The 24994-nt window shown below is 53.2% G+C and carries 14 protein-coding genes; 3 read left to right on the top strand and 11 right to left on the bottom strand.

Annotation, left to right across the window (positions count from 1 at the left end; all coding sequences use genetic code 11):
• A partial coding sequence (locus tag GSQ86_RS23140) for a hypothetical protein (protein ID WP_216841174.1) occupies positions 1-181 on the top strand: 181 nt, incomplete at its 5' end.
• A 146-nt stretch (positions 182-327) separates the two neighbouring features.
• Here GSQ86_RS23140 and GSQ86_RS14775 read toward each other — a convergent pair.
• On the bottom strand, positions 328-636 hold the full coding sequence (locus GSQ86_RS14775) for a response regulator transcription factor (RefSeq protein ID WP_158750714.1): 309 nt from the start codon (positions 634-636) through the stop codon (positions 328-330).
• A gap of 220 nt (positions 637-856) precedes the next feature.
• On the opposite strand from GSQ86_RS14775, the gene GSQ86_RS14770 reads away from it, so the two are divergent.
• Positions 857-1561, top strand: coding sequence for a lipid-binding SYLF domain-containing protein (locus GSQ86_RS14770; RefSeq protein WP_158750713.1), 705 nt, complete (start codon positions 857-859; stop codon positions 1559-1561).
• Between the two features lie 267 nt (positions 1562-1828).
• On the opposite strand, the gene GSQ86_RS14765 is transcribed toward GSQ86_RS14770, so the two are convergent.
• Positions 1829-2542, bottom strand: a complete 714-nt coding sequence (locus GSQ86_RS14765) for a DUF72 domain-containing protein (RefSeq protein ID WP_158750712.1) — start codon at positions 2540-2542, stop codon at positions 1829-1831.
• 326 nt (positions 2543-2868) lie between these two features.
• Between GSQ86_RS14765 and GSQ86_RS14760 the strand changes: the two genes are divergently transcribed.
• Positions 2869-3120: a hypothetical protein gene (locus GSQ86_RS14760; protein WP_158750711.1), complete on the top strand. Its 252-nt coding sequence runs from the start codon at positions 2869-2871 to the stop codon at positions 3118-3120.
• A gap of 96 nt (positions 3121-3216) precedes the next feature.
• Here GSQ86_RS14760 and GSQ86_RS14755 read toward each other — a convergent pair whose 3' ends face one another.
• The 9 genes from GSQ86_RS14755 to GSQ86_RS14715 all read right to left on the bottom strand — a co-directional run bounded on the left by GSQ86_RS14755 (position 3217) and on the right by GSQ86_RS14715 (position 24962).
• Positions 3217-4671, bottom strand: a complete 1455-nt coding sequence (locus tag GSQ86_RS14755; protein ID WP_158750710.1) for a hypothetical protein — start codon at positions 4669-4671, stop codon at positions 3217-3219.
• 29 nt (positions 4672-4700) lie between these two features.
• Entirely contained in the window at positions 4701-6266 is a 1566-nt protein-coding gene (locus GSQ86_RS14750; protein ID WP_158750709.1) for a hypothetical protein, read from the bottom strand.
• Between the two features lie 77 nt (positions 6267-6343).
• On the bottom strand, positions 6344-9679 hold the full coding sequence (locus tag GSQ86_RS14745) for a carboxypeptidase regulatory-like domain-containing protein (protein WP_158750708.1): 3336 nt from the start codon (positions 9677-9679) through the stop codon (positions 6344-6346).
• A gap of 203 nt (positions 9680-9882) precedes the next feature.
• Positions 9883-11340, bottom strand: a complete 1458-nt coding sequence (locus tag GSQ86_RS14740; protein ID WP_158750707.1) for a hypothetical protein — start codon at positions 11338-11340, stop codon at positions 9883-9885.
• A gap of 201 nt (positions 11341-11541) precedes the next feature.
• Positions 11542-15123 carry an Ig-like domain repeat protein gene (locus GSQ86_RS14735; RefSeq protein ID WP_254062403.1) on the bottom strand — a complete coding sequence of 1194 codons (3582 nt, stop codon included), beginning with the start codon at positions 15121-15123 and terminating at the stop codon, positions 11542-11544.
• A gap of 142 nt (positions 15124-15265) precedes the next feature.
• Positions 15266-18568, bottom strand: a complete 3303-nt coding sequence (locus GSQ86_RS14730; protein ID WP_158750705.1) for an FG-GAP-like repeat-containing protein — start codon at positions 18566-18568, stop codon at positions 15266-15268.
• Between the two features lie 540 nt (positions 18569-19108).
• On the bottom strand, positions 19109-20053 hold the full coding sequence (locus GSQ86_RS14725) for a DUF5996 family protein (RefSeq protein ID WP_158750704.1): 945 nt from the start codon (positions 20051-20053) through the stop codon (positions 19109-19111).
• A gap of 187 nt (positions 20054-20240) precedes the next feature.
• The gene (locus GSQ86_RS14720; protein WP_158750703.1) at positions 20241-23141 is read right to left on the bottom strand and encodes a glycosyl hydrolase; all 2901 of its coding nucleotides are present in this window, start codon (positions 23139-23141) and stop codon (positions 20241-20243) included.
• Positions 23142-23696: 555 nt separating this feature from the next.
• On the bottom strand, positions 23697-24962 hold the full coding sequence (locus tag GSQ86_RS14715) for a hypothetical protein (protein WP_158750702.1): 1266 nt from the start codon (positions 24960-24962) through the stop codon (positions 23697-23699).
• Positions 24963-24994 lie beyond the last annotated feature (32 nt).

Below are 24994 nucleotides of genomic sequence, written 5' to 3'. Positions count from 1 at the left end.
AGCTAACCTGACTTACTTTTATGTTGATTCATGGGAAGTAGACGCGGAGGGAAACAGAGTTCCACTTCCCCAAGATCTCAAGGCAGTCGCAGTCCCAATCAGCCCAAGTGAATCCAACACGCCAACCCAGACTAACGCCAGCCAAGCCAGTCCTATTCAGACGCAAGCCGCAACCACCTAAGGCAGCACGACTCAAACAAGACGAGTGACCGAAGAACCGGACGGGGCGGATGGGAATTAAACTAGCAGTGCACCACGAATCTCGGTGCCGCTATGAGCAGTCAATGTCGCTAGACCGCAGTTGGCACATGATGTTGTGGCCGCAACCTAAAAGGACAGGACGAGCGGCTTACCATAGGTGACGAGCCAACTTTTGTCGGCCTCGATGATCAGTTCCCACACTCCCACCTCGCCGGAAAATAGAAGAATTTTGCACCATGGGATTTCGCGCTGTACGGCGATCGCAAGTTCGACGCCATTCAGCCCCGGCATCATAATGTCGGAGATGAGATAGTCAGGCAGGTTCGCTCTCGCTGCCTCGAGCGCTACGACAGAATCCGAATAGGGGAGAGCGTTGAACAGATTCATCTGCAAAATCACGACGAGAACAAAAGAGTTGCGAAATCGTGCAAACATTAGAAAGAGCTTCGCCGAGCTTCCATATCAACATGATGCACGCGAGGTTAAATGCCGACTCAGTGTGAAATTGAGCGAGTCGTTAAAGAGATTTAGCAATGTAAGAATGACAATGGCTTTCTATTGATAGCGACCACACAACCAGAAGACCGAAATCTTGCTCTAAATTGGATGTATGCTTGTAACCTATCTATTTTGTTAACCAAGCGCGAGGGAATCTATGAAAGCTTTACTTTCAGCAGCTCTGATTGCAATCAGCCTAAGCCCTTCTGTTCTGGCTCAGGATACGACGAAGATTGATGCACGCATTAATGCCGCACACGCCGTGCTCCATGAACTCTTGAATACCCCGGACAAGGGCATTCCACTCGATATCGCGTCCAAAGCTACATGTGTGCTGGTCGTGCCTTCCTTCAAGAAGGGGGCATTCGTCTTCGGAGGCGAGTACGGACAGGGCGTTGCAACCTGCCGAACCAGCCGAGGTGGATGGAGTGCTCCAGCGTTTATTCAACTGGAAGGCGCAAGTTTCGGTTTCCAAATCGGCGGCCAGTCCACGGATTTGGTGCTTGTCGGTATGAATCACCACGCAATGGACGATCTGCTCAAAGATAAGGCGAAACTGGGCGGAGACATTGCTGTCGCCGCAGGTCCCGTAGGTCGCGATTCACAAGCCTCAACAACCGAGTTGGCAAATGCCGAATTTTTGACCTACTCGCGCAGCAAGGGACTTTTCGCGGGCATTGACCTTAATGGTGATGTAGTGCATCAGAATACCTCTGATACGGAAAAGGTCTATGGTCAAGACGTTCCATATGCAAAAATCCTCGCGGGCGGCGTGCCTACCCCACCGGCGGCTGCGCATTTTGTGGCAACGGTGAACGAACTATTTCGCCGTGGTGTCACTCATAAGGCAACCGGAAAGTAAAGATCGAAACCGCGAGTCTTCACTGTCTCTTAAGCGAGGCAGGGTTGGTACAAAATCTATAGACACATAGAGAGCCCGCGACCAGCGGGCTCTCTATGGCGATTTCGTCGGTTGGTATGACGAGGACAAGGATTGCTGCTGTTTGTGATCCACTGGAGATCTTCCAAATGCCGGCAGGTCATCTCTACTGAAAAACCAACTTCATTCTTTCCGTAGAAGCAGCGATTGATCTGATAAGCAATGAGCGTTCTGGCTTCTGCAATATGCTTATATATCTAAGGACTCGCGATCAAGTGCCTGTAGTTGGAGAGCGTTCGAATACGCATACGAGAGCGCTGTATTGTCGAAGACAACCCAAACGTTACCGCGAAGTTTGATTCTGGATGCCAGCGCAATCAGGAAATCATCCTCATACTTCGAATAATAAGTATTCGGAGTGCCGTGTAGCCGGTAATAGGCCAATCCCGTATCTCCTCCGGGTTCAGCAGCTACCGGATCGGCTTTAGCTGGATCGGCCGCCGCCCTCGTGATCGTCAGGTTTTTGAGAATCGCATTCACCGAAGCAGTAAACCAGGTTCTATGACGCGGCTCAAGGACAACCTCGCCCTTATAAAGTCTTCTCAGCGAGGAAAAGAAGTCTTCCGCCACCTCCAGATCAAATGAAAGTGACGGTGGAAGCTGAAAAAGAATGGGACCTGTTTTCTGGCCCATGGGCTCAATCTGTTCGAAGAATGCTTCAAGCAGATCAGCTGCGTTTCGTAGCTTCCGTTCGTGAGTTATCGCTTTCGGGGCTTTGATTGAGAAACGAAAGCTGGATGGTGTCTCTTGTGACCACCTGGCCCAGGTTGCAGCACGATGCGAACGGTAAAACGAAGAATTGATCTCAACACAGGAAAAGATGCGGGAGTAACGATACAGGTGGGTTCCCAGTTTTTCTGCGTCCGCAGGAACGGACCAACCGGCTGTTCCGATCCAATGCATGAGCTATTTGATGCAACTGACGTAGACGCAGGGAACCCTTGATCGCAAGAGGCGCCCTAAACGATCAGACATCCGACAATGAACTTGATTACCTTCACTCATGATCAAGGATCATGGCTGACATGACTTCCAATCTGCTTCCTCGGCGCTGTTACAGCCTCGGATTCTGCCAACCAAGGACGGCAATGCGTGCCAAACTCGGCTCGGTCTGCGGTCCGTTTCTTCGGATCAGCGGATCGCATCTTAACAATATATTCGGCCTATCGGAACTTGGTTGGAGGATTTTCGTCTCACGAGAATAGGCCTGCGTATTGGGAGAGGAATTCATGGCTAACCAAGCAGCACTCATAAAATTCTCGGCGTTCGATATACCAGTAATGACTGCAAACTACTCGATCGAGCAGGGTGGAATCTGGGTGGAGGGAACGACATTTGCTAATGAACTGAAACAGAAGACCACCGGCGAGGCCCTGCCCGCCTTGCTGAGTGAGACCGCCTATTCTTTCGTTCCGTTTTCAAAGGTGGATTGGATTATGACAGCGGAAAAACAAAAGCACCCGAGAGATGACCGGGATTGAGAGTCTAATTTGCGAGAAGCCGCCACAGGAACAAGAGTTTCCCCACCGATCAACGTTGGATGCACTCCGCTGTTGGATGCACTCCGCTAAAGGAAATCATCTGCTGACCACAACCACGGCGGCGGGAGATACCGTTACATCCGTCCAACTGATGACGATACCCTCTTCCGTAGTGGCTTGACTCGCAGGAACCTTTTTCCCGTCTACTTTCAAGGAATCTAAAGCTCCTGCAAATTCTGCACGCCACCGCAGTGCCGGTCCGGAGCTATTCTTCAAGCGCGTCGTCGATCCGCCTGTATGAGCAACGTCGATCAGGTTCTGCCTGATGGATAGCCCGGAGAGGGTCGCGCGATCGTTATCGGTCGGCAGTCTCGAGATCGTGCTCACATCGAACTTCTCGTTCATGTGGCCAGGCGATACACCCATGACTCCGCTTACGATCGCTTCGATCACCGCGTACGAAACCTCGGGATATTCGCGGCGATTCTTTCCTGGACTACTGATGTCAGCCAGCACCTGATATGCGGCCTCGGTTCTGCCGTACCGAAATAGCGTGAGCGGAACGTAACTTTCCTCCTCGATATTGATTTTGCTCCAATATGCCGGTGAGGAAATATAATCGAGCGCGCCGCGAATATGCGCCGGGTTTTTCGCAGCACCAAAATACAGTACGAGAGTATCGGCGGATCCGTATCCGCTCAGATCTTTGCGGATCGTTCCAAAATAGTGGTGATCTTGTTCTGACCACCCAACCTTTTCGAGTAGAGACTGTATATCGCCTGCATTTCGTTGCACCGTATGCGTAGATTCTTCTTCGTCCGCCGCTGCGATCTCATCGAACGATCGCATTGCACGATACTCAGCCGCGAGCAGGTCTGTGCCGAAGACGAAGTCTTTCGAGCCTTCCGTATAGCTTGGAATTCCTCGCGAATGAACAAAGCGGCCTTCTGCCTGGCGCTGGTTCGCGATGCGCGGTCGCTTCGTGATCACGTCAGGTTCAAGCTGCCAGGCTTTGATGTAATCGCTCATCGTGACCTGGAAGAAGCGCTGGAAGGCTGGATCGTTACGATAGCTGTTATCTCCGGTCCAGCGCCACATGCGGACGGTGGCATCGAACACGTCAAAGTTTGCCGGCAGGTTGAACCAGAAATCTGTGTCAGAAACGTAATCTGCCGTGGAAGGATGGCCTTCGCCGTCTATCTCCCAGTACGCAGCCCAGTCGCGTGATTTCGCGGCAGATTGAGCGAACCGGCCAAGCATGTTCCGATTCGCGGCAAACAGGCCCAGCGCAGCCCCGCCTTCTGTCTGGTGTGACACATCTCTCATGCAGAAGGCATTTCGTCCTGGAAGCGCCGCTTCATACCATGGCCCCATAGTTTTCGACCCACTCCGGCTGTACACAAGAGCCTGACTCTTAGCCCATTCAAATGTTTGCACCAGCGATGGATTCGACGAGGTGAAGCTAAGCGGCGATGAAGACGCTGGCTGCTGAGCCGCCACCAGCTGGCTAACCGCGAACAAGAGTACAAAGAGGAAATATCGGATTTTCATTTTTCTTTATCCTGCAAACCAGACGTCCGCTAACGCAACCCCAGCACGAGGCCAGGCGATGAGAGATCGCCTTTCGTGGCACCGCGCAATCCAAAACTTCGCAGATTTGCCTCGCTCAGAAGAATCCTTTGACCTTCAATGTGAACATGATCGGTCACGTCCAAAGCTTCGTCGGTCGCCAGATCCTGTGCCAGGATGCGTTTACCGGTAAGAGGGCGGTCGAACACGAGAGTAAGCGTTCTGCAGCTGCCGAAGATGCCGTATGGGCCCGGCGCGTCTCCTACATGCAGCTCGACATCTGCGAGAGGCATGTACCATGCGCGATCGGGACGGGTGCGCTCCTGCATACCGATAGCAACGGCTCCGTTCGCAAATCTCGACGCAAACACAAATGGCTTATCGCCAGTAGATGTCACACGCGGCAGGGCAAGATTCCGCACGATGCAAGCAGGTGCGCCCTGATGCGTCGTGTGCCCAACAAGATCTCCCTCCCATGTTTGTCCACGCTCGAAGGCCCAACTGTCCGTCAAGATCTCATTACTGATTTCGATGTTTCCGCGCCCGGCTGCGAAAGGCGGCGCAATGCGCTGCCAGCGTATGGCGCGCACCACTTCGTCCATACGACGCTTTGCCTGTCGCGGTCCATTGAAGAATAGATCCGTATCCGCTCCAGGTCGCAAGCCGTTCATAGGATGGCGAAGAATTCCCATGGTGCAGCCCATCACCGCTGCGACGTAAGCTTCGTCTTCGACGTTCAGGAGCGCTAGGACATCGCTTTGTCCCTGAGCTCCCTTCAGCATCTCCGCCAGCCTATCGAGCGTCGTCGGCAAAGAAAGAATCGAGGTGACGTCATACGTTCTATACACATCTGTGTGCGCAAGAATCTGTTGCCTTTTTGAGCCCCGCGGCTGCTCACCAAATCTGCCATCGCGGCGCCAGTCACCATTTAGCGGGCTCTCTCCGTGAACATGCTCAAACTGCAACTGCGTACGGTTCGTTTTACGCAAATCGACGAGATGAAAGGCCGGATCGCCCATATCGATTTTCCAATAGCGAATGCTCGCCTGCTGGCTCAGCATTTCTAAACGTTCATCCTGCTGACCGCCTGGAGTATTGCGGCACCAGAGCGCAGCTCCGCGCCAGTTCGCGGTTTGAATGGCCTTGTTCAATCCTGCAAGTCGCTCTGCCGGTGAACCAGAGAAGGATGGAAACTTGTCTGCATCGAGCTCGAATGTAGCTGTTCCGCCCGATTCCCAGCCATCGTCCAGCATGAGATACAAATCTCTTCGAATGCGGGGAAAGAAGGCGTGGGCCCATCCATCTTCGCCGAGAAGCACTTGCTCGTTCATTGCTTCGTGAGCGAGCCGGCTTCCCGAGTCGCCTTCCAGAATCTCCGGTCGAAGCTCTTGCTGATGATGCCCGTACATGTAGTTTTGAGCGGCCCAGGTGCACCAGTAATTCGGTGCTCCACTCGGCGTCTCAGGAATCAGGTTTTCACCTGTTTTCAGGGCAACAGAGGCCAGAGCAGGCAGTCCATCCAAGCGGGAAGCGAGCGCCATAGCCGCACCTTTTAAGACGAAGTTCCTCCTATTCACAATAGAATCCTTCTTTCGTAGATTTTCTTTGGTGGTGAGCGCGTGCTGTTGATCACCAGCACGCGCTCAGTATTGTCCTAGAAGGTGAAGTGGACTCCGAGCTGCAACTGTCTCGGGTTTCCATTCGTTCCACCAATCTGCCCGAAGTTGGAGTCCGAAAGATTGGTGTCCGGATTCGAATAGTGTGGCGTGTTGGTGAGATTGAACGCATCGAGTTGCACGCTCACCTTCATTCCTTCACGAATCGTTGCAGATTTCGACAAGGAGAGATCCGCGTTGTAATAGCCGGGTCCGTGGACCTTCCCAGAGCCAGAATTGCCGAGCTGAAACGGTGCGGGTGTGGTGAAGCAGCTGGTGTCGAACCACTCAGACACGGAGCCGATCGTCCGCACTGATGGGCAGGTCACATTCGCGCGATTGGTCACCCCACTGCCGAGGTTGTCATAGGCGGCGTTAAACGTGAGGGGGCTGCCTGATTGCAGTTTAGAAATAGTACTCAACTGCCAGCCTCCCAACAACAGATCTGCAGTTCGCGGCGCGGTTGAGAGCCAGCGCTGGCCGCGTCCAAAGGGAAGCTGATAAACGAGGCTGACGATGAAGTTCTGAGGAATATTCGGCGCCTGGTTAGTTCCTTCGCCGCGGTTCAAGCGATCATCAAGCGGCCACCAGACGCTCATGTCGTCGATCTCTTTCGACCACGTGTAATTCACCCGTCCGGTCAGAGTTCGAGAGAAGTTGATCTTCATCTCGGTCTGCAGGCCGTGATAGATCGATCCCCCATCTGCACCGGCGTAGCCGATGTTGGTCGCGTATTGATCCCCTGATGTATCGAAGTACTGGTACGGCAACCTGGAGTTGAACGGAGTATCGCCCGGTGGCGGCGTGTTGATGTTGTAACGGCGGAAAAGATGCACTCCGCGCGTGCCCACATATGTAAGGCTGAAGGCCATGGCATCTGTGACTTTTTGCTGAATTCCAAAGTTCCACGCATAAGCAGCATCGGGTTGCATATCCTTCGCCATCAGGCTTACGGAAATACCGGGCGGCGGAGCAATGGGCGCGGTCGTCGGCGTCGGGACATACTGTGGCAACCCTGCTATGCTCAGCGGCGTCAGGGGCACGTTGCGTTGCTGGGCGGGGTTGGTGAAGACTTCGAAGTACGGGAAATTGCGCTCCAGAAAGCCGCCCATCGCGCCAAAATTTCCGGGGAAATGCGTGATACCGAAGGCGCCTGTTACGGTGGTGTCGCCCCTCCCGGGCGAGTATGCAAAGCCTACCCTGGGCGAGTAGCCACCATAATAGTTATCGACATTGGGACCACGATTTCCGTCCGTCGCAAAGTCAAGCACGCCCGCGGCAAGATCGAAGTTCGATTGACGATTCTCCTTATCGATAGCGGCAGTAATCAGATCCCAGCGCAGAGCCAGAGTCAATGTAAGGTTGCGCTTCACACGGTACTGGTCCTGGGCGTACACACCCGCCAGAGTCGCGCGCGTCGCAGGCTCGGTGGCAACGAAGCCGCGATCGATATACGAAGGCAGTCCGAGCAGGAAACTGGCAAACTGGCTGCCGCCCGCCGGATTTACGCACGATGGATCGAGAGTGCAGCTGCTTGTGTAATCCGAAATGTAGGTGAAATCACCGTTTTTGTTCGCATCGGAGTTGGTCAGCGATGCTTGTAACCGCCGATAATCCTCGCCGAAGGTAAAGGTGTGCGCCCCCCACACTTTTGTGAGGTTATCGGTGATCTGGTACGAGTTGCTGATGCGGTGGGAGTTCGTCCAGCCCTGCGAACCAGTGGCTGCGATATTGCCGATGCTGAAATCGCCTATACCGGTTGCGCCGAAGGCTGCATCATTGCCGTTCGGAATACCGAGAGCGGTGTTCTCGTTTGTGCCGAGGTCGTTTCCGAAGTCTTTCGTGTAGAAACGGTTGAAGCCGAAGCGCGCCTCGTTCAGCATAGTTGGAGAAAATGTGTGATTGTAACCAAGAGCCGCATTGTGATCGCGCGTCGTCGCGTTCACGTCGCCAATCTGGATGAAAGGCGTGCCCGGTGACGGCGCCGATAAGTCGCGCCGCTGATAGGATTCGCGACCGAAAAAGCGGTCCTTATCTGTGAGTTGGTAATCGGCTTTAACGTCGAACTGATGGTTGTCATCCGGCTCAACTGTGTTCGCCTTGTAGTTGTTACTGATGCTGGACTGATCCGTGGCCGACGGCCAGATCCTGTTTCCGGCGAGCATATTTGCCGAAACCGGATCGAAACGGTTTGCCGGAATCTGCCAGGCATCTCCCTGGGGCGTGCTTACGGTCGGGAAGGGAGCTTTCGTTAGGGGATCATAGATGGGGCTGGGAAACTGGCTCTTCAGAAAAGTGCCTTGTGCCATCTGGTCGGTCGGTACCGTGAGGATATAGCTGATGCCGTTGCGCAGCAGCAGACCCTGATAATCCAGAAAAAAGAACGCCTTGTTCTTGATGATCGGACCGCCCAGCGATCCTCCGAACTGGTTGGCGCGATAAGGCGCCTTGCTGGTCGCTTGCCACTGGTTCGCATTCAGTACGTCATCGCGAAAGAACTCGTAGGCGGAGCCATGAAATGCGTTTGTGCCGGACTTGATGAACGCGTTCACCTGGGCTCCACCATAGGTGCCCACTGTAATGTCAGCGTTGTTAGTGGAGATCTTCATCTCCTGAATGGAATCCAAGGGAGGCGTTACGTTGATGAAGGCGTTCAACAGCTCCATATTATTCACGCCATCCAGCGTGTAGGTGGTGCCGCCCCAGGGCATTCCATTCACGCTGGCCGTGATAGAGCCGAACGACCCGGCTCCTGCCGCAGCCTCTGGCGCACTACCAAAGCCTGCCGCAACCGACCCTGGCACTGTCTGCACGAGTTGGGAAAAAACGCGCCCATTGAGGGGAAGAGTCGTCACCTCTTGCCCGCTGAGAACTTCCCCCAGTGACGAGCTGGTCGTGTCGATGAGCGGGCTCGCAGACGTCACCGTGACCGACTGATTTGCCGTGCCGACCCGCAGCGTCACCGGAACAGGCGTGGTGTTATCCACAGTCACCACGATTCCCTTTGAAATCATGGTCTGCATACCGGGTGCCTCGATCTGCAGCTGGTAGTTGCCGGGTGGAAGACTGCTTGCCTGGTAGTCACCTCTGGGATCAGTGCTAACCGAAATACTGACCCCGGTGTCCTGGTTGGTGACGGTCACGTGCGCATCGGCGATCGCCGCGCCGCTTGAATCTGTGACCGTCCCGACAATGCGCCCGCTCACACCCTGGGCGAACAGCGCAGGAGCGGCGGCCAGAAGACAGAGAAGTAGCGTCAGCATTCTCCATTCGGCTGCCGCCGATCGCATGAAACCGATTACCTTTTTCCCAAATTTTTCTCGTAGATTCATCATTTTGATCTCCTACTGCTTTGCGTTGTCATATGGCCTTCCAAACAGCCGTTACTTTAGGTATCGAATGTGCCGCGCGCTAGTTACCGCGGGGATACCAGACCGCGATATGCATAGTTTTCCTCAACATTCCATTACGTTTCACGGTTGTTACACCGTACGTTACATAGGCAAATGAGGTGATTAGGAGTAAGGCGGGACCGATATTAAGGCGTCGAGGAGGTGCCGGCAGACGTTTCCGGTTTTGCAGGCGAGATGGGGTGAACCGAAACCAGGTCCGCGTCTAAAACCTGATAACCCTTAGCAAGTTGGACCCGCACCAGGGCCTGGAAAGGAATCAACTCGTTCTTGCCGCCTCCGAAGCCGCTCAGATTCTTAGTCAGCCGTTCGATTCCATGCTTTGAGGTGACGAACATTGCTGCACCCTCAGTTCCCTTCGTGTCGAGGCCCCCGAGAATGGCAATCCACCGGCCGGGAGAGACACCCGCCGCGATGGTGATGAGGCTGTAGTCGGCTGTCAGAACTTTAGTCGTCGCATCACGTTCTGTGTGATAAGTCGTCGCCTCTCCGGCTCGTGGGTGGTCATTGACGATCTGAGCGCGCCACTGTTCATGGTGCTGGTCCGGGTTGTTATAGCGAAAATCACCCGCTGTCAGCAGTTGTGCCACCGCGGCATTTTGGAACGGCGATCCTAGCAAAATAACGTTGTGCTGATTAAGATCCTCCGGCGTCACATCGCGGCTCGATTTAATGATCGGCTTCATGCCCATGCGCCCGAATAGCCCCGCCAGCATGGCGATCGACTCGAGTTCGCCAGTGCCGGTGTAGCCGTTTTCATAGTAGAGTTGGCCGGCCTTTGCAACAATTTCCGGATTCGAAGCGAACTCGCGCGCCAGGTGAGGATCGACCAGCGCACCTCGGCTGTCGATGGCGCCGTGTCGAAACCGGAAAAGATCATTGGAATCATCCAGCAGAAAAACCGCGTCGGTATACGCGATCACAGGTGTAGTATCGCTGCCGAGAAATCGACCCCAGAACGATTCGACCTCATCACCCTTAGAAACCGAGATGGCCGCTCCGCCTGTAGTTGCTCGTTTCTCCGCATGCCAGACCCCTAGCCAATACCCCAGCGCCATCATTGCAATAGCGAAGAGTGCCAAGTTAAAGAAGAGCCGCCGTCCCGTTTGAGCAAGCCCAGTCGATTTCTCTTCGGCTTCTTCAGAAGACACTTCATCGACGGCGGCGGCAGATTCAGGCTTATCTGTGGACGAATCGGTCAAAACGGGGAGTGTGGCCGGCATCGTTTCGAAGGTGGGTACGTAGTGGCCCTTGGGAAACTGGATCAGAATTGGATCCCCGGAGCCCTCAGCCTCGTAATACTCTTTGAGCTTGACTCTAAGTCGGTGGCTCTGTACCCGGACAATTGGGTCTATTTTGGGGTCAAAATCGGGCTTCCGTCCCAGCGCCTCAACACCGATCGTGTACTCTTTCAGAACGTCGGCCGAGCCTGTGATTGTCTTATCGGTCAAGAACTGAAGCAGTAACTGTAGGGTCGCTGCATTGCGAAAGGTGGTAGATCGAATTACACGGCGAACTTGCTCTTTACATTCTTCAACCGACGGCTCGTTCGCACCCGTATGATCCGACGCGTCGACGTTTGCCACTCCGGCTCTCAATGATCCCTCAGAAGGCAAATCGTAGCATCTCGATGAGAAACACGGCAAACAGACGAAGGCAGGGCTGAGAACGAGGCAGCGGCCCAAAGAGGATTAGAACTCAGCAAGACAGGCGATGGTTTCTGAATCATTTCATAGTCACCATCTGCCACGTCTGGCGAGATTGACCCCCTGATTGTCCCGCCTCCCCTATTGCACCATTAAGGCGACGCTGGCTGTACCGGTGTTTCCGAGGGTGTCTGCGGCGCTAACAACAATCTGAGCACTGAAGGTTACATCTACGCTGGATGATGGGGATGCTGAAGTCTTGTTATTTGCATCACCCTGGTACTGCGCTGAGATTGAGTGAACTCCAAGAGAAAGTGTGGATGTTTCCGCCTTCGCGGTTCCATTGACAAGCGAAACGCTTCCGAGACTTTTGGTTCCATCGAAGAACGTTACGGAACCTGTCGGCACATCGGCCTGGTTCTGCGAGCTTACCTGCGCTGTGAAGGTAACGGGGCCATTCAAGGCCGGAGTGTTTGAAGAAACAGCGAGGTTGGTTGTGGTTGCCGTGGGCGAAGTGGGTCCACTGCCTCCTCCCTGATTTCCCGAACCTCCCGAACTACCGCCGCCACCACATCCAATCAGGACAGAGGACGCGCTTATAGCGACGAGGCATATAGAAAGCCACGGCCATCTCCGGCGGTTGGGCAACCCGAAGAGGAGAAGCGCTACGAAGGTGGTGGCCGTACCTGTTTCCAGAATGCGAGATGGCAACGACGACTGCGATTGCGCAGACGAAGAGATGAGCGGCGCTCCCAGCTGGATTGTTAGTTGAGACGTAACTGCTCCGTTTGCACCTGTGGTGGCGGGGCCGAATACACAGGTCAATCCGGCGGGAAGATTGGGACAGGAGAAGCTGATGGGAGCTGAGCTGTTCGCCCCGCTTGCCGGAACTACGGTCACAACTACCGGGTTTTGCGCTGGCGAAGCAGCGGACAAAGTGAGTGAAGACGGATTCGCTGTGACTGCAAACGCAGGTGTTACCGTAACAATCGCAGTGGCTGGATTTCCAGAAGTGTAACTACCGTCGCCTGAATAAGTGGCGGAGATATGATTTGCGCCGGAAGCTAATTGCTGAATTGTGACATTCAACTCTGCGCTGGATGCGTTGGTCACGGTAATACTTTGTTGCAACGAGGCTGAGCCCAACGCAGATCCGGTTGTTGTATCGGTGAATACGATAGTTCCCGTCGGCGCGGCTCCGAAAGAAGCGCCTGTCATCGTCACTCTGAGAGTTGTTGTATTTGGATTGCCTGCCAGCGTAGTGCGGCTTGCACTAAGGGAAGCTGCGGGAGTAGCTGGGGACACAGTGATGGAAACACCTGAAGAGAGGCTCGGAGAATAGAGCGAGTTGCCTGCATAGCGAGCGTACAGGTTATAAGAACCAACAGGAAGTTGGCCTACCTGAAGAGAGGCTCCTCCATTTTGCAGTGTGGCATCAGCTATGGATTTCGCATTGGCCAGGGATGCATCGCTGGTGACTGCGATATCTCCGCCAGGAGTACCTGTGGCGGGCGGTTGCGCCGTAACGGTAGCCTGCAGCGACAAATTTGAACCGTATATAAAGGTCGTAGGACTGCTCGCCGTGAGAACTACCTTCGAGGGCATGAATGTAGCGGTGGCGGTACTCCACTTCTCAACCAGATTGTAAGCGTTGACGGAGCCAAGCCCGGTTGCTACGTCGTAGCCTGGCCCTGCATCGTAACCGGGCAGAATGCCAAAAGTGTCGCCACTGATAGAAGCGGTACAGTTAGCCGTGCCATCAATACATGGAAGGGCGATTGTGCCATTCGTGATGTCATAAAAGGTGCAACTATTTCCGGTAGTAACATTGCCAGACTGGCAGGCGCTTCCGAGTGCTGGATCGGAAGATTGCATAGCTGCAAGCTTGTATAGGACGTAGTTGGCATTTCCTATCTGCGAATGAGTCTTCTGTTCAGCCAACGCCATGATGCCTGCAAACGCTGGCGACGCGAAAGACGTTCCGCCCGCGCCCTCCAGGGCATTGTTCACATCACATTTGCCTCCGGGGACCGCATCGGACTGGCAATAGACATAGAAGCTACCCCACAACCCGTTACCGGACATGAGAGAAATGTCAGGCAGATCGCGCACACCGTCTGCAGGGATGCCGGGAACTCCGGTCTGCCATTCAGGCTTTGGATTCCCATTACTGCATGTTGCATTATCATCTCCGTCCGAGTCGATGCATTTACTTCTACCTCCGCCTCCGCCGACGGTTGATATGAAGTATTGCTGTTCGCTGGCGTCATTACATAACGCTTCAGCATTACTATCGGTAACACCGTTACTCTGAAGCACCTTTAATATGTCAGGATTTGCGCAACTGTTATTCCAGGTAGTTTCCGGTATGTAAGACAGGGCCGAGGCCAATGTGGTCGGATCATTCGTCGTGTTCCAATAAGTATTGGGCGAGACGAAGGAAGCGTAATAATCAGTGCCGCCAACGGTCACCGTATATGGCGTCGAGGCAAAGCCGCTGACTTCAAGACCATGGCTCACAGAAGAGAATCCTTGATCACAGGCTGCAGAGCCGGCATCTCCCGAGGAAACCATCGCAGTGATACCTTGAGCTGCTGCCTGTTGCCATACTTCGTTGAGGAACGTATTGCCTGCAGTACCGAGTTCAAGTTCGCATGCGCCATAGCTCACACTCATAATAGGTGCGAGATTGTTATTGATTATGTAAGCGATGGCATCAATAACACCGTCAGAGACATTGGTATTCTCACCGACGACCAGGTCAATCGTGGCATTCTTTGCCACCGCGCCTGACCATTCCACATCGAGATCGGCTTCTCCTTCATCCCCATTGACTCCTGGATCTTCCGTTGGATAGAACAAGTTCAGCTTCTTAGCTGGCAAGCCAAAGGTCGACCGAAAGTAATCGATGTCGGCGGTGTTGATGTTGGAATCACTGATGATTGCAATGGTCTGATCTGTGCCATCGATTCCTGCATTCCAGAGTGGACGCACGTTATAGATGGTCGCAAAGTCATAGGGACTAATAACAAACAGATTGTCGCCCTGACTATCGGTTGTCGAAAAAGCAGGCGAGATCTGCGTTGAACCGGGAACCGAATTCCACTTCCCATTCTGCTGGCTTTTTCGTATCAAGCGCGGCGATGTGTGCTGCGCTCTCGGCCGAAAGCTATTGAGAGAGCTAAAACCGGCAACTACGGGTGCCATAGCAGCAGGAATTTCAGGATCTGTCGCATTTGCCCAATGCTCTACACCGTTCACTTTGTAGCTGTGAATCTGAGTGTGGAATGCCGCTTGCAACTGCACATGAGTTCCGGAAAATCGAATGAGTGTGTGACCGTTTGACACCGACTCAACGGTAAAACCGTAGGATTCGAGCCAAGTAGTTATTTTTTGGATATCTGCTTCAGCAACTCCGAATTGCGATCCAAATTCGGTAGGCGAAAGCCAATGATGATAACTTGCTGATGACGGATTCTGTTGGTCCGCGAGCAACGTATCCAATGCTGCTTTCTGCGACTCACTCTGTTTAAGAACCAGCGTCATGTGCTTTAATGCGAGATCGGGAGGAGCAACTCCAGTATCGTACGCAGCCTTGGCCATGGGATGTACATTCCCTGGGAGAGCCACAAGCCTGCTGGAATCTATCTCTCCCTGAATTTGCGGAACCGGCTTGATGAATCCGGTGGTGGTCTGAGCCCTTAACTTTACGGCTCCAACCATAGATATGCTCAACAGCAGAAAAGCAGCATATCGAAGACCTGAAAAAATTCTCTTGTAGGTCATTGTCCTCACCAAGCGATTCCTAAAATGCATCATGTTTACCGCCGCACGCAATCATGGCATCTTGCTCCACAATTTCGACTTATTGAATCTTCAATGTGATGGGCACTGTACTGCTGAGGGAACCAGATGTAGCTGTAAGATTCAACGTGTAAGTACCGGCCGGCGTGCCTCCGTATACAGGCGGAGCTTTAGAGCTTCCGCCACCTCCACAACCTAGAAGCCCCATAGCAGCGATTGAAAACGCGACCACTACGATGGTGATTCCACGCCGAAAACGTCGAACCGGCAATATGCACAAGAGTGCAAGCGCTAAGCAGATTTCGCTATCCACGGGCGATGGTTTATCTGGATTTCGCTTGTCTGCCTGATACGTATCATTTGGAGGCGTGGTGGAGACAACGGCGGTAACGACGATGCTCTGTCCCGGCGTTAATTGGATTGTGGCAGGCGCGACGTTGCATGACGATTCCTGCGGCGCGCCTTTGCATGAAAGTGTGACGGTGCCCGTGAATGCGTTATTCGCAGCAACACTTACGGCGATCGTTCCAGTTGCACCAGGCTGCAGAGTCAGAGTCGGCGGGATGGAACTGACAGAAATCGACGGCTGTATCGCAACAACTGTAACCGGCACAGTTGCGCTTGCTACGTTGTAGTGTGTATCGCCAGAGTAAGTTGCAGTAATCTGGCTTGTACCAATGCTCAGCGCGCTCGTGCTCAGCGCCGCGGTCCCATTGCTTACGGGCGCTGTGCCCAGTGAAACACCACCTGCAGCAAAGGAGATGCTGCCCGTCGGGCTGCCATTCGCGAAGGTGCTGGTAATGCTCGCTGAAAGCGTTAAAGTATCGCCCTGAGACAAAGAAGACGAGGAAGGCGTCAAGGCAAGTGAATCGCCACCCTGGTTCAACATAATGGCGGCCGCATCTATATACGCTATTTGAACGACGAAGCTAGTGGTGTTATCCGGCAAGAAGTGGCCGGCCGCGACACTTGTAGAACCGCGCGGCATCTGTGTGCTGATCGGCGAAAAATATCCCCCACCCAGGCCAAGCCAAGCGGTAAGGCCTTCCAAGCGACCCGTCGGATATATGGTTCCCTGCAACGCGGCTGTAATATCGGGTATTCCGTCTCCGTTCACGTCGCCGAGAAAGCCGCTTTCGTAAAAATTCCCAACCGCCAATTGGGTTAGCGGGTCAAAATAACCGTCTCCGCGTCCTTTATAGAGCTGGATGCCCGCTGCACTGTCGGTTACCCCTGCCTGCTGGGCCCCCTCGCTGAACATAACCAGATCGGGTTTACCATCTTGGTTGAGGTCTCCTGCGATGATCTGGCTGATCACATTTCCGCTACTCACCAGCAGGGGCTCACCGAAAGTATCGTCATGCTTACCGGCTAAAAAGTAGACGGCGAAGTACGGGGAAAAAACAATGTCAAATGGTTCATCGTTCAGAACGAGGTCAGGGATGCCATCGCCGTTCATATCTGCGATGGTGACCGAAAAAAGTTCTTCACCGAATGGATAAAACTGAGGAGCTCCGAAGGTTCCATCGCCTTTGCCGGGAACGATAAAGTAGCCGGAGGGAGTAGATCCGTTTCCTCCGCAGTTATAGTCACCCGGGTAAGTAATCACTATGTCCTGGTGTCCACTTCCAGTAAGGTCACCGGTTCCTGCATAGTTGGGGACACAGCTGAGAGGACCCAGTGGGATACTGGTCGGATTTGCAAAGGTTCCGTCGCTGTTCGCCAGGGCAACGGCAAGAGTTCCAACATAGCCGGTGAGGATAATGTCCTGCCTGCCGTCGCCATTGAAATCCGCGGTGACAGGTTGAACGTAAGCCAGGGTGGGAAATTGCCTCTGCAATAAGGCTGTTTTGTAGATGAAGCTTCCCGTTCCATCGCTTAGTGCTGTCTCCAACGACGGCTCCCCATTTCCCGCGTTGACCGCAAGAATATCGCTGTATCCATCGCCGTTGAAATCTCCTGTGGTCTGCAACACCAATTGATTCGCGTCCAGCACTGGATCTGCTGCAGAAGAAAGCAGAGGTGCCGCGGTATATTTACCTCCTCCTTGCCCGAGGAAGATAGAGGCTTCGCGCGGATTATTGTTGATCTCTACTATGTCCGGAATGCCGTCCCCGTTGTAGTCTGCGAGCCGAATTCCCTGCCCCGTACCATCCGCATCCAGATACTCTGCGGGGGGCGTACCAAATGTGCCATCACCCTTCCCTGGATAAACAGCGAGCGTTCCACCGTTCATAACAAGGTCGGGATAACCATCTCCATTTATGTCGTCAAAAAGAAGAGTGGCCGGAGATAAGGGCGCCGTGATTGGCGCTCCGAAGGTGCCGTCGCCATTATTCAGCGCGGTAATCAATCCGGTCGAACCCTCAAAGGCAATGTCGGGATTGTTATCCGCGTTTAAGTCTACGACCCGAAGGTCGCCTAATGAGCGTGTCACATTTTTAATAATCACAGCGTTTTTAGGAGCCGAAAATGTGCCGTCACCATTTCCTTCTGCCAGAACAGCAGAGACATCGCCAAAAAAGCCTGAAGAGTTGGTGACCGCCTGCAGAAAGACCAGATCGGATTTTCCGCGATGGCGAAAATCTCCGAACGCGAGCATGCCGCCGAAACCTGCCTGCCCCGAAATTGTTTGTTGTGTCGTTTGGGCTTCAGTGGGGATTACAAAAGTGCCATCACCTTTACCGAAGAACGTCTGAATGGTGAGAGTGGTTACCAGATCGCCCGAGTCAGTAAAGGTCAGACTGTCGAGCAAGGCAACAACGTCCGGTTTGCCATCTCCGTTGATATCGGTTACGCCGATTGCATCGAGCTCTGCGTCGTCGGGAGTATTTACTGGAATACTTGCTGGCGTGGCGAAGGTGCCGTTTCCTTGATTGAGATAGACGATTAAGTTGGTATTAGAAGCGTCGGAAGCAATGATATCGGGATACCCGTCTCCATTGAGATCGACTGCTGTTGCATAAGTGACTCCGGCATTTGGGGGCGGGCTATATACAATTGGATCTTTTAAGCCTCCTGCGCCATCATTCAACATGATATTGACAGTGCCGTCGTATTGAACGACTGCCAGGTCTACCTTTCCGTCTCCGTCAAAGTCTTTACTCAAAGCAACAAATACCCCACAATTGTCTGGCGCATCGGCACACTTCGTCTCAAGACCATCCGAGTAAGTTTTTCCATCGAGAAAGGCGCCGAAACCAGGCACGTTTGTCGGTGGGGTGCTTTCACCAGCACTTACTTGCTGATTTGCATTCAGCTTTGCCGCAGACTGTGGCTGAGTAAGATGCTTTTGTACCCAGGGAATGAGCTTCGACTCGGTCGGGTTGTAGCCTTTGAAGGAAGATGGCTGACTTCGCTTCAAAGGTTGAAGAAGCTTCTTCGAACCCCTTGCTTTGTGACTGGCAATCGCGGATAGCTGAAGACAGCTAACAAGACAGAAAACTATGACTATGAAAGGGCGACGAAGCATAAGCCTCCGCAAATTTGACTGCAAACGCATCCCGATACTTGCGAGGAAATCCTCTCGCAAGCGCTAGGCAGAAGATCGTGACAGCGAGGTGTTACTGGTGTGCAACGACAGCTCAGGCGAAAACAGAGATGACTGCGAAGGGAGATATCGTTTAGTCCATCGGGCGATGAATAAGGATGTAGCCTCGCGCGTCAAGCATGGTAGAGAAGCGAGGGAATCCTCTTGTTGTGGCTAACATAGCTTTGTGTCTCAAAAGGTGTGAAATGGAGACTAAATTTAGATGAAAATATCTCACCCAGTAATCTTTATGTCAATATCAAAAATGCAAAGTTTATAAATTTATTAACGGCCGCCCAATGCGTCGATCGACGTTTGCGTTCTTTCCTGCTCGAACAGACCAACCGCGGTTGGAGGAGTTCATTCCGGAACTGCTCAGGTGATAATTTTTGCGACTTCGAGAGCACCCCTATCCCAGTGGGCGCAGTTTGCTGCTGCCTCATAGGTACTCTGCAGAAACTGAAGCAGGGTGGAGTCAGGATCAGCCGACAGGCGCATCGCTTCATAGGGCAGCACAAATTCGCCCATCTTCGGGTCGAATGAAGCTTGCCCAAGAGCGATGGAGCTTTCACGATAGCCAGGCGGTTCGGGATATGCGTAGCTGTAAAAGAGTGGTTCAATACCGGTTGCTCCCGGCCAGAAACCGCAACTGCTGACCTCGTGCGAATAGGCGTCGCGCGTTACCCGATCAGCCAACCCGGCTACGCCTGGATGTTCAGGCGCGGTACGGCCGGAGAAACGAGTGCAGGCGAGATCGAGCGCTCCCCAGAAAAGATGAATCGGGCTCACTTTTCCGACGAAGCGGGCACGAAAGATGGTGATAACCCGCGTCGTTTGCAGCAGGATATTCCAGAAGCGCTGTGCATATTCCGGGTCATACGCCTGATGCGTGTGATCCTGATCAAACGGAATATGTTGAGCCATCTCAACCGGTACAGGCCAGATGCGTACTGGGGTAGCGAGATCATCGAGCGCGGCCATCACCTTTCCGTAAAATACCGCGACGGTCATCGACTGGAGAGGAATGGTCTTGCTGAGTCCCTCGCTGGTTTCCAACTGCAGCAGATGATTGCGAAAATCGAAGTCTATCTGTAATGTGCGAGTGCCGTACGGCATGATAGAAGTGGTAAAACCGCGGACGCTGGGATAGAGTGTCACGCTCCAGGTATGGTTGATCGCCGGCATGAGCGCGAGCCGGATCTTACCAACGATCTGCATCCAGAGCTGCAAAGTGGTACGCGTGTCGCTCCATGCGCTCTCAGGCAGCGCCGGCCAACTGCGGGTAGGAGCAATATTTATTCCATGTTCACTCACTGGCATAGCCTCTCGCAGCCACGATGATATTCCGCTTAGTATCGTTCAGCCAGCGAAGACTTTTCACAAAACTCCGAAAAGCTAAGAGGATTGCATGCCAGGGGCGTGTCAGGGTGAAAGCCTGTCTCGCAAGTTTCCGAGTTCTCGACTTGTGCTCGAACGTCGATAATCGCGGATCATCGCCATGTAAATGTCACTCGCCCATCACGAGACATATAGGAGGGATAAGTCCCAAGGGATAAAAGGGTGTATCGGAGGTCCACGCTTTCGCGGTCGCATTATCCGCCAGGGTCTTCATGTAATTACCCAGGGTCGTAACTACCTTAATCGATACGTTGTTGAGGCCGGGGGTGAGGGCGCTGGAAAGATCGTAAAGATGTTCCCCATACCAGCGAACTCCCAGGTGATGACCGTTGACTTCAAGCTCAGAAATCGCATGAACATGCCCAAGATTCAGCCACAGATGCTCACCCGCTTTATCGATGCTGATCTGCTTGCTGTAGGTAATTGTGCCAGCAAATGACTTCAGGTCTTCGCGCTCATTGAAGTCAACAAGATCCTCTAGAACGATGGATCTCTTTGTGCCGTCCACGTGTTCGAGTTTTACATTCCATGGACCGCGGATAACTTTGTCTTGTGAAGACGCATTCGAAGCTTTTCTATAAGGAAGTGTCTGGACAGCATTATCACCGTCACTTGTGAGTCTCGTTGGAGGCTCGAAGATGATCAGCTTCGATTCGGATGGACCTAGTGAGATCGTGAGCACATTCCTTTTTCCATCGATCTGGGAAGGCGCACGCGTGCCGGATTCTGCGTTCCATAGCCATGCCACCTTATCGCCGGTGTTAAAAGTCGCCTCAAACGTATGACGTTCCTGAGGCCCGTAGTGAGTAAAGAAGAAAATATCCCGCGCGCCACTGCGGTAATGGATCTGGCTGATGAAATCTGTCGGTGCGCTGATCATGACGTCTGGTTGAAGCTCGTAGCGAGCCTGCAGTTCGCGATACCATCGCACCATCTCACTTTCATTGACTGGCACCAACGGCGTGCGGAGTGGATGACGCGTGCGCATTGCGGAGATGTAATCGAGGACCGTCTTGCTGTTTGTGACTTGATCAGCCAAGCCGGCTGCAAGATGCGGAGTTGTATCAATGAAAATAACCGTTCCGCCAGATTCAACGAACGACTGCAGCCGCTCTGCTGTGACAGGTTGTATCGACTCGACGGCCGGCATGATGATGGCTTTGTAAGACCTGTTATGAAAAACGAGCCTGCCTTGTTCGATGTTAGATTTAGCGATTATTTCTTCCGAGAGATAGTCGCACCCGCTTCCATTCTGGTGAACCACTTCCCAGATTTTATAAAGATAGGCAGGGTAAGCGAGCCTGGGAAACGGATCCCGCTGGAATCCATATTTTGAAGCAAGGTCCGCCTCCGGAGGAAGGATCGCGATATCGGCCTGCATTTCAGCGTGTTGAAAGAGCGCAGAGAGGCGCGCTTTATAGGTCACCCAAAGGTTGAAGTAAGGCCACCATGTATTGTGTTCGCTGAAATAAGTACCGTATCGAACCCAGCCAGGAAACGGCGCAGCGGGAGGGCTGTAGTTAAACCCGTGCAGCACGGACTGAGTTACGCCGGTCAACATGTTCTGATCGCCTGCGACTTTTATCCGTTCCATCGAGGCATGAAACGGATCATCGGTATTTGTCATTTCCTCACAGCTGATGAGCTGCTTACCGGCAAAGTGCGCGGCAGAAGAAACGAACTTGTTAATCATGGTGTAGCTGCGGCCATGAGCGTAATCGCCGCTGCCGAACTCCTCAATTTGTTCGGACCGGATCCACGTTTCACATTCCGGGATGTCGATCATCATACCGGCCGCAATCGGATCACACTCCATGCCATAGGCCTGCATGCGAGATTTCACACCCACTCGATTGCACCAATCGACAAAGGTGGAAACAAATCTCTCCAGGAATAACTCATGCTTTGTTATTTCAAAGTCATAACGCACAAGCTGCGTCTGCCCTATGAAATCCGGAGTAAAACTGGCCCCATAGGCTGCGGAGACGGCATTTCCCATTTCGCCGACTTTGAATAACACAAACGGTAGATATGGAGCTAAATCATATCCCCGTCTGCGCCTAAATGCGGAGAGCATGTCGTCGCACCAATTCGCTCCCTCTAACTCAATGCTGTCCGTAAAGAACGCCCTAAAGTGACTGGCCAGCGGCCCGACTGTGTTGGATAATCTCTCCGAGATACGATCGAGATAACGAGCGACGGCCTGAGCGCTGTAGTGGTTCAAGACTGGACCGCTTGCCCCTGGTGCACCATTGATGACGGCCATGAAGCCTGTCAGCTTGACCAGAAAATAGAGGACGTGTCTTCCTGCTGGCACATCGAATTCTATGACGCTAGCTTCCCGGTTTTTCTCCACCGGTATCGCAGCGTTTGCGCTATGCAATTCATACGGCACGAGCGTAAGCGCAAAGAGTTCCTTCAACGGATTCTTGTAGGGAGAAACAAACCGCGGACTCACGTCGGCTAACAATTCTTCAGAGGTAAGACGGACATGTTGCGGACCGGAAAACTCACGAGTGCCAAGCGCCATCATCTGGGTCTGCTCTTGCCTGGTAAGGAACTCGCCACCATATGGCCAGCCGGAGCCGACGATCATGTCACATGTCATGCCTCTTTCTTTGCAGCCTTGCAGTGCGACTTTTAGGACAGCAATCCATTCATCGCTCATCCATGTGAGCGCCTTGATGTTGAGAGGGTCGGCTTCTGCTGGGAATTTTATGGGATTGATCTCGACGCCACCGATTCCGGCTCGCTGCAGGACATCAAGCTCTCGGGTGACTTCGCCCGCGGAGACTCTGTCTCCATTCCACCACCATCGCACCATGGGCCGATACCGGTTCGGTGGGTCCCGGAAGAGCTTGAGCAGTTCCGTATCCGAGAATGAATTCCCATCCTCAGGATTTGAGACATTTGTGCCATGCTGTTCTGCGGCAATCAATCTCGCTGAGCGTGAAAAAGGAACGGCGCCTGCCGCAAGCGAGGTAAGGCGAATGAACTCTCTCCTAAACATGCATCAACTCCAAATCAAATTTATTTCCAGAACAGCTATGGGATATTGCCGCATGGAAGGTCTTGACCAAGCCATATTCAACGAGGGCAGACGTCTTCAAGTCACGCTATCATTCGCCCTGGCTCAACGAGAGGCATAAGCTCTTCTTGTCCATAGAGACCAGGCTCACACCCTGATCTGTCTTAGACGCAACACCATTCGATATTCGAACTGTATAGTCGAAATCTCGGAAACGATAGTTGAGTCGGTCCTTCGATACCCCTTGTATGCTGCTGAGGCTTGAAACCCACTCAAAGATCAGGCCGAGCCTTGACTGAGATGAAACATCTTGCAATTTGAAGCAAATCGTTTGCTCTCCAAAAATGCATGATAACGTGCCACCCTGGGCCAAGCTGATATCGGTCTGAAGCTCAGTACCGTTTTCACTAACGACCGGAAGGCCTGCCATCGTCAGTGGCGTAGCGCTACCGTCCAAGCTGATTGCGACGAATCGCCCGCACGCACGAATTCCATTCTGTCCCGCGTGTACTTCCGCATCGCTCCAGTGATAGCCGTCTAATGCAGCAAGCAAACGCTGCTCGATGCCATGCTGCCGAACGGGCTCCGTGAGGTATGGCTGCGGAAATTGATCGCTGTAAACGTGGAGGTCTCGCAGGTAGAACTCGCTGCCGCGAAAGTGCAGATTCGTCCGATAGTGCTTGCTCTGATACCAGACGGTGCGCTGGGGGCATCGACTTTGCCGAATGGATCTTGCAACATGACTTGCGCTTGCGTCGGCGTTGACTTGAAGGATCGTTTAAATCGTCGTCCCGTCTCGCCCATTGTTTCGATGATTACGCCTCCCCTACGACGCAATTGGTCAAGCTTGTCCATCTGCATCGAATAAGCTGTGCTCATCATCGGCCAGCCGAAACTGTTTTCCTGCCCAAGCTGCGCATAGGCTAGAGATTGTGTCGGCGCATCTTCTATCATCTCGAAAAAACGGTCGACAAAAGTCTGGGACTGGCCCGATGTCCAAACCGGCTCCATCGTATCGGGATAAGGAAGCTGATTGTCGTAGTAATAAACGGGATCCTGTCCCAACAAGCGAAACATTGGAGTCGAGATCTGATTCTTCGCTTCCAAGGCGGGACTCCACGCATTTATCCGGTTCGGATAGTAAGCTGCGATGGGCGCTCCCCAGATCGTGAAACCGTCCGTAGCCAATTGATCGCGACAATTGCCAAAGGCATCGACGCCATAGTGGTCGGAAAGGTGCGCAATCGAGATTGCATCCAGGTTCCACGATGCTACTGTTTTAGCGTCGCGACCAAAGATACGCTTGAAGGTTGCCATGGCGGTGTCGGCGAGCTTGCGACGCTCATCCGGGCTATAGCCTATAGCGTAGGCGACGGGTACGTGATAATCCCACTCCCATTCAGGTTTTCCGCGCCACGTGATACCGGCATCGTCGCAGATTTTCCGATTCATCTCGAACCATATACCCGTCTCGTGGTCAGAAGGCATATCGGCTTTGAGGAACTCGACATATGGCCCCTCGACCAGCGCGTCGTACTGCAACAGCCAGGTGGCCGGGAACTTATGTGCTTTGATCAGCGCCATCTGCTCCCGCACTGGTTTCATCAAGTCAATATTTTCGCGGGGCTCTTCGGCACGGATAAAATTCATGATGTTAATGGCACGCCACGAAGCTTTCATCTCGAAAACCTTTGCCGACATGACGGGGAGCGCATTTGCAACAATCATCGCCTTCAGGCCGCTAACCATTAGCTCACGTCGCGTGAAGCAATTTCGATCACGTAGCGCTGGTGTCTTCCCCATATACTTCCCTTTCCGTTTCGGTCGACGAACAC

This window comes from Acidobacterium sp. S8, assembly GCF_009765985.1.
GTDB lineage: Bacteria > Acidobacteriota > Terriglobia > Terriglobales > Acidobacteriaceae > Alloacidobacterium.
Note: the sequence above shows the minus strand (reverse complement) of the source record. Positions and strands in the feature narration are given on the sequence as shown.